The sequence below is a fragment of the Iningainema tapete BLCC-T55 genome, from assembly GCF_014698965.1.
GTDB lineage: Bacteria > Cyanobacteriota > Cyanobacteriia > Cyanobacteriales > Nostocaceae > Iningainema > Iningainema tapete.
The window spans coordinates 1-10,272 of sequence record NZ_JACXAE010000039.1; the positions used below are offsets into that span (position 1 = coordinate 1).

Here is a 10,272-nt window from a genome sequence, read left to right on the forward strand (position 1 = left end):
ACTTGCCGAACAGTGGTTAAAACGCGATCTAATAATTAGAGAGAAAGCACTAGGTCACGAACATCCTTCGGTCGCCAAGTCTCTTGACGATTTGATTCGACTGTACAAAGACCAGAAGAATTATCAACTTGCCGAACAGTGGTTAAAACGCGATCTAATAATTAGAGAGAAAGCACTAGGTCACGAACATCCTTCGGTCGCCACTTCTGTTAACAAATTGGCACAACTGTACCACGAACAGAGGAAATATCAACTAGCGGAACCTTTGTATAAACGCTCTCTGGTAATTAGAGAGAAAGTACTGAGACCGGAACATCTGGATGTCGCCACTTCTGTTGACAAATTGGCTCTACTGTATCACGAACAGAGGAACTATCAACTAGCGGAACCTTTGTATAAACGCTCTCTGGTAATTAGAGAGAAAGCACTAAGTCAAGAACATCCGGATGTCGCCACTTCTATTGAAAATTTGGCTCGACTGTACCAAAACCAGAGGAACTATCAACTTGCCGAACCGTTGTATAAACGCGCTCTAGAAATTAGAGAGAAAGCACTTGGTCAGTCACATTCGGATGTCACCAGTTCTATTAAGAAGTTTGTTCAACAGTACAAAGACCAGGGGAACTATCAACTTGCGGAACAGTGGTTAAAACGCGATCTAGAAATTAGAGAGAAAGCACTTGGTCAAGAACATCTGGATGTTGCCACTTCTGTTGACAATTTGGCTCAACTGTACCAGGACCAGGGGAAATACCAATTTGCGGAACAGTGGTTAAAACGCGCTCTAGAAATTAGAGAGAAAGCACTCGGTCAATCACATCCGGATGTCGCTACTTCTGTTGACAAATTGGCTCAACTGTACCAATACTACCAGAGGAACTATCAACTCGCGGAACCTTTGTATAAACGCGCTCTAGCAATTAGAGAAAAAGCACTAGGTCAGTCACATTATTCGGTCACCTGGTCTGTTGAGAAACTGGCTCAACTGTACAAAGACCAGGGGAACTATCAACTTGCGGAACAGTGGTTAAAACGCGATCTAGCAATTAAAGAAAAAGCACTGGGTCAGTCACATCCGGGTGTCCTCACTTCTGTTAGCAATTTGGCTCGATTGTACGAAGACCAGGGAAACTATCAACTTGCCGAACCGTTGTTAAAACGCTGTCTGGAAATTATTGAAGCACCGCCTCAGGAACCTTTTGATGTGGATGTCGCCGTTTTTCTTAGCCGTTTGGCTATAGTGTACTACAAACAGAGGAACTATCAACTAGCGGAACCTTTGTTTAAACGCTCTCTGGAAATTTTTGAGAAAATACTATCTCAGAACTCTCATCTTTCTTTATTTAATATTTTTGTCATACGTCTCCTTAACAATTTTACTCTTTTGTACCTTGCACAAGGGAATGTTGCTCGTGCCATTGATTTGTTACAAAATTTGCTAGAAATTGAAGAAAAGGAATTAGTGGACAACTTTGCTCGAAACTCAGAACAAAGTAAACAAATTTACATGAACGACGTTAAATATACAACTACCAATCCTATCATTTCTCTCGCTTTGCAAGAAGCACGCAACAACTCAACAGCAGCCCAACTCGCAGTCACCACAGTACTACGCCACAAAGGGCGGGTGTTGGATGCGATGGCTGACAGTGTTCAAATTCTGCGTTCTCAACTAGCAAACAAGCCAGAACTCCTATGGTTATTTGATGAGTGGTTAAGTGTTCTACAGCAGCAATCCGCACTGGAGTATAAAGAAAAAACAATACTCCAGCAGAACAAAGACACATTCTCGCAACTCGAAGCCCAAAGACAAAAGTTGGAAGAGAAAATAAGCAAGCGAAGCGCTGAATTTCGTAAAACAATCCAACCAGTAGAGTTATCAGCTATTCAAGCCAAAATACCTAAGGATGCAGCCATAATTGAAATTGTACAATATCAACCATTCAACGCCAAAGCTCAAAAGCACAGTGAAACATGGGGCAATCCACGTTATGCGGCAGTGGTGATACGCTCTTCTGGGGAACCAAAGTGGGTAGACTTGGGGGAAGCTTCAGCTATAGACAAGTCTGTTGCTAATCTGCGTAAAACCTTGCCGAATCCATCACTCATCGCATCAGCGCATGAAGTTGCCCGAAAGTTAGATGAGCAAATCATGACACCTATTCGACCGTACTTAGGCGATGCACATCATTTACTACTATCGCCTGATGGACAACTAACGCTCATTCCCTTTGAGGCGCTGAGGGATAAGGAAGGCAAGTATCTAATTGAACGCTATGCATTTTCCTATTTAACTTCTGGAAGAGATTTATTACAATTAGATTCATCAGCTAGTAATTCTACTCCTGTTGTATTTGCGGGCGTTGACTATGACCAAATGGAAATTACTGCTGCAACTACCGATCGCCCTAACAACCACAATCTCCGCTCTACTGACTTAGCCAGCTTAAAATTTGGAGCGCTTGCTGCCACCACTGAAGAAGCACAAAAAATCAAAGCGATTTTTCCTAATACCAAGGTCCTATTAGGCAAGCAAGCGACAGAAACCGCGATTAAAAAACTTTCAACTCCAAGTATCCTACACTTAGCTACTCACGGTTTCTTTTTTCAAGATATTAAACTTGACCTACCTACAGAATTGGTAAAGAACTTACAACAGCCACCGCAGAGATTTCAACAAGAAAATCCCCTTTTGCGTGCTGGGTTAGCGCTGGCTGGAATCAACAATCGCCATACTGCACAAGCATTCACTGATGATGGAGTACTCACCGCATTAGAAGTGGCAGGATTAGATTTACACGGAACACAGTTGGTAGTACTATCTGCTTGTAAAACTGGATTAGGCGATGTGAAAGTGGGTGAAGGATTGTATGGATTGCGCCGCGCGCTGGTGATGGCAGGTTCTCAAAGTCAGATCCTCAGCTTGTGGGTAGTAGATGATACAGGCACAAAAGACCTGATGGTGAAGTATTATCAAGGATTAAAAGCAGGTAAGGGTAGACACCAGGCGCTTAGAGAAGCACAACTTGAGTTACTATCTGACCCTAGATATACGCATCCTTATTATTGGGCTAGCTTTGTACCATCAGGAGATTGGACTCCACTTCGCTTAAAGTAATTATATGTAGTAAGCTGTCTATAGTTAGTCAAGTGTTTGTATTGTAACAGGATGACGACTACACCAGTTATGTACCGAATTCCTACTTCCAACAATGGAAAACGCGAAATTTTTACATAGTTAAAGATTTGATGCACTAAATAGTAGCGTGTTACTTTCTGGAATCCAAAATCACATTGGTGTCAGTTGACGTGTATTTAGTATTTCCCCACATTTTAGGTAGAGGTGTCACCCAAGAAATAGGTACAGAAATTACGTCTAAAGTTTCCCCTTATTGGAAAACTTCCAGGGTATATCCAGGCTCAGGCTGATTTTTGGTAAGTTGTAGATGATCTAATACAACTGCGCGACCGCCGAGTTGAACTGAGCCATTGGGAACATCTTGATTAAGTTCCACCCATTGAAATAATGATGCTATTGTCATTGCTTAACCCATCATTTAGAGTGAAGAGTAAACCAGACTCTTCACCCCTGTATTTTATTAGTTAACCGCCAATTATGCCCCGACAGATTCTTTAGCAGCGTACATCACTTCTACTGTGATGACGTTGATATTACGATCGCGTGCAAATTTCTCGGTATTGCGCTTGACTTTACCACGTACAAATCCTGGAATTTTGTTCAATTCTGCTTGCGCTTCTTTGTTCCAGCTAAGATCGGAATCAGCAGAAATACCTTTGGTAATAACTTCTTTAGTATCATGTCCACCAAAGATTTCTAACAGATGATCTTCCATTCCCAAGGTAAAGGAATTGTACACTAAATCGGCAATTTGGTTAGTACCTTCGTAACCCATGAATGGTTTGTAACCAATGGGGAAGTTTTGGATGTGGATGGGCGCGGCAATTACACCGCAGGGAATATCTAAACGCTTACCAACGTGACGCTCCATTTGCGTACCGAAAATAGCAGAAGGTTCAACGCGAGCGATCGCATCCCCAATCATGCCATGATCTTCAGTAATTAACACTTCATCGCAGTACTCACTCACTTGGCTGCGGAACCAGTCAGCATCGTACTTGCAGTAAGTTCCCGCCCAAACAACGTGAATGCCCATTTCCCGTGCTAGAATCTTGGTCATAGCCGCAGCGTGGGTACTGTCACCAAATACCACAGCTTTTTTGCCTGTTAGGTTCTGACAGTCAATGGAACGAGAAAACCATGCAGCTTGTGATACATACAACGTTTGCTCGTTGATAAACTCTTCGTAGTCAACATCAGCGCCTTGAGCGTTGATTACCTGCTGAATTTTACGGATACATCTAGCAGTTTCTACTACACCCATTGGGGTAATATCTACGTAGGGTATGCCAAATTCTTTTTCTAGGTACTGAGCAGCCAATACACCTAGTTCACGGTAAGGCACAAGGTTAAACCAAGCGCGGGGTAAGTTCTTTAACTCGTGAACAGAAGCACCTTCGGGAATCACCGCATTAACTTCAATGCCCAAGTCAGCCATCAACCGCTTTAATTCAGTGCAGTCGTGCTGGTTGTGGAAACCAAGGGTGGAAATACCAATGATGTTGACAGAGGGTTTTTCGGTTTTGGCTTGTGGGAGTTCGCCTTTTTTGCGAGCTTTCTCAATGTAGTATTGGACGATTTGATGTAGAGTGCGATCGGCAGCTTGCAACTCATTAACGCGGTAGTGGTTCACATCTGCCAGCAATACGTCTGACTTTGCTTCCAACTGCGCCCGCTCGACAAAGTTTTGCAGGTCTTCTTGTAAAATACTAGAAGTACAGGTGGGAGTTAACACAATCAGATCTGGACGTTCCTCTTGGTCTTTACGGGTGATGTTGTCTACTACTTTTTCCTGGGAACCGCGTGCTAATACGTTGCGATCGACAATACTAGCTGTCACTGGAGTAAAGTTTCTCTCCCGCTCAAGCATAGAGCGCATGACATTGAAGTAGTCATCCCCCAGAGGCGCGTGCATAATCGCATGAACATTTTTAAAGGAACTGGCAACGCGCAATGTGCCTATGTGCGCAGGACCAGCATACATCCAGTAAGCTAATTTCATTACAAGTTCTCCCTTTAATGAAAACAAATGTCCAAAGATAAAAGGACGATTAGTGCTTGAATTTTAAATCGTTTTTGATTTTCGCAGAACTTGCCCAACTACACAAAGTGGAGATTTAGAGGATATTTTATTGGTGTTGAGCGCTGAAATGGTTTTACTTGTTGGAATTGAGCCTTTTATGTTCACGACATTTTGGTTGCTCAACTGATACGAATCTTAATCATGCAGAGCATGATAACGAGAAGAAAGCTCTCCAGCACTAGTTTTCGTCTTAATTTGACCCCAAAATGGGCTGCTTTGACTTTACTGTGAGGCTGTAGAGGAAAAATAGATTTTTTGGCAGTTTTTTTAGCCTCACTTCAATCACGAGTTCAGAAGGCACGCAAGCAAGGGTATCTGTGCTTGAAAACATGGGATTTCTGTATCATCATCTAAAACTAATGTTGAATAGTTAAACCACCATCTAAAACTAATGAATGTCCAATCACAAAATTAGCTGAATCTGAACATAACCATAATACTGCCTGAGCAATTTCTTCAGGTGTACCCAGTCGTTTTATGGGATATTGATTACTGTAATTATTGATTGTTTCCTCACTTAAAGCTGACTTTACCATAGGAGTTATAATAGTTCCTGGGCAAACAGCATTAATTCTAATACCATCCTTAGCATATTGTACGGCTAAAGATTTAGTAAGTCCTAAAACTGCATGTTTGCTAGTACAATAAAAATGAATATTATGTTGTGGTTGATTTTCTTGCTGATTAGTTATATTAGCAGCAACTAATCCTCTAATAGAAGCATTATTCACAATAGCACCACCACCATTTTTACACATTTCCGGAATTTGATATTTCATACATAGCCAAACTCCTTTCAAATTAGTATTAATAATTTGATTCCAATTTTCTTCCGATTCATCCATATTGACTTTTAAAATTCCCGGAGTTCCAGCATTATTAAATGCATAATCTAAACGACCAAAAGTTTTAACTGTTTGGCTGATTAAATTTTTAACTTCTGTTTCTTGAGTAATATCTGTAGGGATAAAAATACTTGAACTACCTGCCTTTTGTATTAAATTAACAGTCTCTTCACCTTCTTTGATTCTCCTGCCAGCAATCACTACTTTTGCCCCTGACTCAGCAAAAGCCAATGCTGTAGCTTTGCCGATACCAGAATTACCTCCTGTAATCAAAACAACTTTACCAGTAAATTGCTTCATAATTAAATAGTTTTACCTTATTCAGAATTTAGTCAAATTATGGTTTACCTTTACAGGTGCAAAATATAAGTTAAGTTATCGGTAAAAGCATAATAATTGTATGACATCTAACGGGTCGCAGTAGAGGCACTCAGCACGAGTAAAGTTGTGTTTTCGGGAAATTTCGTACAAAGCTTCTTGAGTTTCAGGAAAATCTTGTGAAGAAATGTGGTTTTCAGTCATCAAATACTCTTGCGGGGTGAGTAAAGACCAGTGTTTGCGTACTCCCTCTAGATAACGTTTCATGAAGACTTCTCGAACTTCTTCTTTTCGGCGAACAACATCTATGAGAATAAAAGCGCCACCAGCTTGAAGCAGAGAAGCTAACTGTCCAATCATCAAGTCCTTCTGCTCAAAACTCAAGTGGTGGAGTGCATAAGAAGCTACAATGATATCAAACCTATCATGACGCTGATTCACTAATTCGGGAACCACTTCCAAGAAATTGCCTTGAATGAAGTTTTTTTCGCAATCAAGAGACGCCATGTTAGAGCGAGCAATTTTCAAGGCTGATTCAGAGAGGTCTACACCCTGATATTCAGTAATAGTGGTATTTAATAAAGCTTGAGTTATAAAAGTACAATCACCACATCCAAGGTCAAGCATACTAAAGGATTTTTGAAAGTAGTTAACCAGTAATTTGTGTAGTATACTGTATATTTCCCCATGTCTCAGGTAATTGTTGTTTAGTACTTTTTGATAAATTCTCCATTCGTTATTAAAAAATTCATTAGAGTAAGCAGATGAATTTCCATCATTCTTTGTATAAGTCATTGTTTTAAAGCATTTTTTGATTTCCCAATACCAGTTATACTAATAGACTTGCCTACTCATAAGCAATAGCATAGCCAAATCCTTAATTTTTTGGAGAGCGTAGGGCAATGGCAACTTCTTGTTGGGACGATCGCCCGCTCGTTTTGGCTACAATTTAAATTATCGAGTGAGGTAATTCTCGTTCCATTCATATTGGGCTATTGATTGAAACCAAAATTCCGTCTAAATCGCGAACATAGGCGACGGTTTGTCCCCAAGGTTTCACTTTGGGTTCTACAACAGTATCAGCACCTGCTTCTACTGCACGTGCAAACGCGGCTGAGACATCTTTTGTAACAAAACCAATTTCAATTCCTGTTGGTAGATTCGCTAATCTATTTTCTTGGTATCCTTTTGAAAGATTTGATGTTGCAAGTTCATTCGCGGCAAAAGCAAGGGTTGTTGTACCTGTCTCTATTTCGGCATATTGCCCGCTTTCATGTATAAATCGGTGCATTAACCCAAACGCTTGCTGATAAAATTTCACAGTAGCGGACACATTTTGGACGTAAGCAATAATATATCCCAACTTCAAGATCTTTTCTCCTTTTGTAGAATCTTTATGAAGACACGGTTAAAGTAGTATATTTGTATTATTTCACAGCTTATATTATAATAAGATGTGTATGCTTAGCTAAAAATTTGCGCTAGCTAAAAAGTTAACTTTGATCTGCGCGTCTGTTGCTATGATCGATTGTCTCATTGTGGCTCGTTACTTCATTGTGAAGACTTATGAGGACGGTATAGAAGCTGAAATGACCAACATGAAGGTTCAAAAGCTTCTGTATTATACACAATGCCTGCATTTGGCATTGTACGATGAGCCATTGTTTAATGAAGAAATCCAACCCAGGCGATATGGTCCTGTGTGTCCTCCGGCTTACAGATTTTACAGCGAATTTGAAGCTAATCAATTACCAATTCCTAGCAAAGAATTCTTGTTACAGATTCCTAATGAGAAGAAGGAACTCTTAGAGGAAGTTTGGGAATACTTTGGCGGCTACCATGCTTATGGACTTAGTGGGATGACTCACTTGGAATTTCCTTGGCTGAAAGCTCGTAAGGGATTACTTCCTCAAGCAAGTTCAACTAAGCCGATTCTTCTTGAGGACATGAAAGCATTAGGTTATCAAAAGCTTGATGTGATAGAGCGTGACAACCCTGCCTATGAGTCGGTGATGTCTGAAGTTTTGAAAGATACTTCTACGAATCAATCTTCAACTCGCATTAGCAAAGGAGAAGTCCGTGACTGGCTCAACTCCCTTCTCGATTGAAGAATCCGAAAATTTCAAGCGTTCTTTCAACAAACTTGCGCCAGTTGACAAATGGTTGAAATGTGATGGCAATTTAGCAGATTCCAAGTTTTGAGTAGAGCAAGCAGTGTTTAACTTACTTATACTGGGACAAGGATTCATCATGGAGTGAAACCGTATGTCAGACTTACTTAGAAGAATTACAGTTAATCCTAAACAGTGTGGTGGTCGCCCTTGCCTGAGGGGCATGAGAATTCGAGTATCAGATGTACTGGACTTGTTTGCGGCTGGACTTAGTGCTGAACAAATCCTGGCAGAAATGCCCGATCTTGAAGCGGATGATCTTAACGCGGCACTTTTATACGCCTCGCATAAGCTTAATCATCCGGTGTTGGTGGCATGACGATCTGGGTAGACGCACACCTGTCGCCTGCGATCGCAGCTTGGATCGCTAGCATATTTGGTATTACAGTATTAGCTTTGCGCGATCTCGGTTTGAGACATAACGATTTTTATGGCTAAATTGCAATTACATTTTAATGCTAATTTCACTCTTAAGAAAGATGAAATTAGTAGAATCTTACGTGCTGCTACTGGAAACAAAGGTTTAAATGATACTTTGCAAAACTTAATGGATAAAACGAGTCTGGGTAATGCAAAGGTAGGAAGGATCAAGAGTTGGGCATCTCGTGCAGGTTTATTGAAAAATAATCGTCTCAGCCCAGAAGGGGAAATTGTCTGGCGACTAGATCCTGAGTTAGAATCAAATGCTACAGACTGGTTGATGCACTTTTATCTGAGTTTTGGCGATCGCGGGCTAAATCAACCACCAGATAACCCTGCTGATTGGGGTGGATGGACTTACTTTATTTACACGTTCTTACCTCAGCACAGCAAATTTACCCGTGATGAACTACTACATCACTATAGTTTAGTTTTTGAAGAAGAAAATAAAGTCATCTCTGGTAGAATCAGATATATCTTGGGAGCATACACTGAATCCCAAGCATTAGCATCCTGTAAATTTATTACTCAGGAAAAAGACCAGTATTTTGCTGGTTCTGCCCGCTTGCCCAATCCATACCTAGTAGGATATTTCTTGGCAAAGCTATGGGAACGTGATTTTAAAGACGATGGGTCAGTTCTCACTGAGTCGATCTTAAACCAAAAAATGGGGCTGAGGAGTGTGTTGGGGATCAAGGCAGAAGCGCTACAAGAACAACTTAATACCCTGGAAGCTTACGGGATTGTTGAACAACGACGGAAAGTGCCTCCTTTTCAGGTAATCTCGCGTTGGGATGAACCACTGGCACTTTTGGAGAAGGCGTATGACAGAAATTAGTAAAGTTTCTTTGCGCGATGCTAGACCGGATGACCGAGTTCATTTGCTACTTTGGGATAAGTATAATGACGCTCAAATTAGGCTTGTTGCGCTACACAATAATGCCCATCTGGTCAACTACAGGGAAAATTTGCTACAAAGAATAAATCAGGATGAAAAGTTTCTTGCTCTTCATCACGATTTGGATCGGGAATTGGCTGCTATTAAGTCTATGTGTTTGCGAGTAAACAAACCACTGGTTTTACTGGAGGGTTTGGATTGTTTAATTACTTATCTCCAAGTCCATTCGGGGAGTCACATTACTCTTTTCTGGAAGAACTTGGAACAGATGCGCAAACTGGAGCGACTGTTGTGGATATTACTTCCGCACCAACTTGCACCCAAAACTTGGTCTGAACAGCGTATTATGCGGATTCCATCAGGATAATTCGCGTTTGGTAGGGGCATAAAATGAAGGT

General features: G+C 41.0%; 11 protein-coding genes. 6 read left to right on the top strand and 5 right to left on the bottom strand.

Going from position 1 to position 10,272, the window contains the following annotated elements:
* On the top strand, positions 1 to 3,118 hold a 3,118-nt coding region (locus ICL16_RS09675; protein WP_190826772.1), incomplete at its 5' end, for a CHAT domain-containing tetratricopeptide repeat protein.
* A 271-nt stretch (positions 3,119 to 3,389) separates the two neighbouring features.
* Here the strand turns inward: ICL16_RS09675 and ICL16_RS44790 are convergent.
* The 5 genes from ICL16_RS44790 to ICL16_RS09700 form a co-directional block, all read right to left on the bottom strand.
* The gene (locus ICL16_RS44790) at positions 3,390 to 3,542 is read right to left on the bottom strand and encodes a hypothetical protein (RefSeq protein WP_202895476.1); all 153 of its coding nucleotides are present in this window, start codon (positions 3,540 to 3,542) and stop codon (positions 3,390 to 3,392) included.
* A gap of 72 nt (positions 3,543 to 3,614) precedes the next feature.
* Positions 3,615 to 5,141 carry a ferredoxin:protochlorophyllide reductase (ATP-dependent) subunit B gene (bchB, locus tag ICL16_RS09685; RefSeq protein ID WP_190826774.1) on the bottom strand — a complete coding sequence of 509 codons (1,527 nt, stop codon included), beginning with the start codon at positions 5,139 to 5,141 and terminating at the stop codon, positions 3,615 to 3,617.
* A 437-nt stretch (positions 5,142 to 5,578) separates the two neighbouring features.
* Positions 5,579 to 6,367, bottom strand: coding sequence for an SDR family oxidoreductase (locus ICL16_RS09690; protein WP_190826776.1), 789 nt, complete (start codon positions 6,365 to 6,367; stop codon positions 5,579 to 5,581).
* A gap of 75 nt (positions 6,368 to 6,442) precedes the next feature.
* Entirely contained in the window at positions 6,443 to 7,180 is a 738-nt protein-coding gene (locus ICL16_RS09695) for a class I SAM-dependent methyltransferase (RefSeq protein ID WP_190826778.1), read from the bottom strand.
* Between the two features lie 187 nt (positions 7,181 to 7,367).
* The gene (locus ICL16_RS09700) at positions 7,368 to 7,754 is read right to left on the bottom strand and encodes a VOC family protein (RefSeq protein ID WP_190826780.1); all 387 of its coding nucleotides are present in this window, start codon (positions 7,752 to 7,754) and stop codon (positions 7,368 to 7,370) included.
* A 151-nt stretch (positions 7,755 to 7,905) separates the two neighbouring features.
* Here ICL16_RS09700 and ICL16_RS09705 point away from each other — a divergent pair, with 151 nt between their 5' ends.
* From ICL16_RS09705 to ICL16_RS09720, 5 genes are all read left to right on the top strand, one after another.
* On the top strand, positions 7,906 to 8,493 hold the full coding sequence (locus tag ICL16_RS09705; protein ID WP_190826782.1) for a Panacea domain-containing protein: 588 nt from the start codon (positions 7,906 to 7,908) through the stop codon (positions 8,491 to 8,493).
* Between the two features lie 157 nt (positions 8,494 to 8,650).
* Positions 8,651 to 8,875: a DUF433 domain-containing protein gene (locus tag ICL16_RS09710; protein ID WP_190826784.1), complete on the top strand. Its 225-nt coding sequence runs from the start codon at positions 8,651 to 8,653 to the stop codon at positions 8,873 to 8,875.
* The gene (locus ICL16_RS46720) at positions 8,872 to 8,994 is read left to right on the top strand and encodes a hypothetical protein (protein ID WP_273038628.1); all 123 of its coding nucleotides are present in this window, start codon (positions 8,872 to 8,874) and stop codon (positions 8,992 to 8,994) included. The genes ICL16_RS09710 and ICL16_RS46720 overlap by 4 nt, the downstream gene beginning before the upstream one ends.
* Entirely contained in the window at positions 8,987 to 9,814 is an 828-nt protein-coding gene (locus ICL16_RS09715) for a DUF4007 family protein (protein ID WP_190826786.1), read from the top strand. Before ICL16_RS46720 ends, ICL16_RS09715 begins: the two co-directional genes overlap by 8 nt.
* Entirely contained in the window at positions 9,801 to 10,241 is a 441-nt protein-coding gene (locus ICL16_RS09720; RefSeq protein ID WP_190826788.1) for a hypothetical protein, read from the top strand. Before ICL16_RS09715 ends, ICL16_RS09720 begins: the two co-directional genes overlap by 14 nt.
* Positions 10,242 to 10,272: the final 31 nt, after the last annotated feature.

Coding starts and splice junctions, on each gene's coding strand:
- ICL16_RS44790 (WP_202895476.1), bottom strand. CDS start 3,542: ATGACAATAGCATCATTATTTCAATGGGTGGAACTTAATCAAGATGTT.
- bchB (WP_190826774.1), bottom strand. CDS start 5,141: ATGAAATTAGCTTACTGGATGTATGCTGGTCCTGCGCACATAGGCACA.
- ICL16_RS09690 (WP_190826776.1), bottom strand. CDS start 6,367: ATGAAGCAATTTACTGGTAAAGTTGTTTTGATTACAGGAGGTAATTCT.
- ICL16_RS09695 (WP_190826778.1), bottom strand. CDS start 7,180: ATGACTTATACAAAGAATGATGGAAATTCATCTGCTTACTCTAATGAA.
- ICL16_RS09705 (WP_190826782.1), top strand. CDS start 7,906: ATGATCGATTGTCTCATTGTGGCTCGTTACTTCATTGTGAAGACTTAT.
- ICL16_RS09710 (WP_190826784.1), top strand. CDS start 8,651: ATGTCAGACTTACTTAGAAGAATTACAGTTAATCCTAAACAGTGTGGT.
- ICL16_RS46720 (WP_273038628.1), top strand. CDS start 8,872: ATGACGATCTGGGTAGACGCACACCTGTCGCCTGCGATCGCAGCTTGG.
- ICL16_RS09715 (WP_190826786.1), top strand. CDS start 8,987: ATGGCTAAATTGCAATTACATTTTAATGCTAATTTCACTCTTAAGAAA.
- ICL16_RS09720 (WP_190826788.1), top strand. CDS start 9,801: ATGACAGAAATTAGTAAAGTTTCTTTGCGCGATGCTAGACCGGATGAC.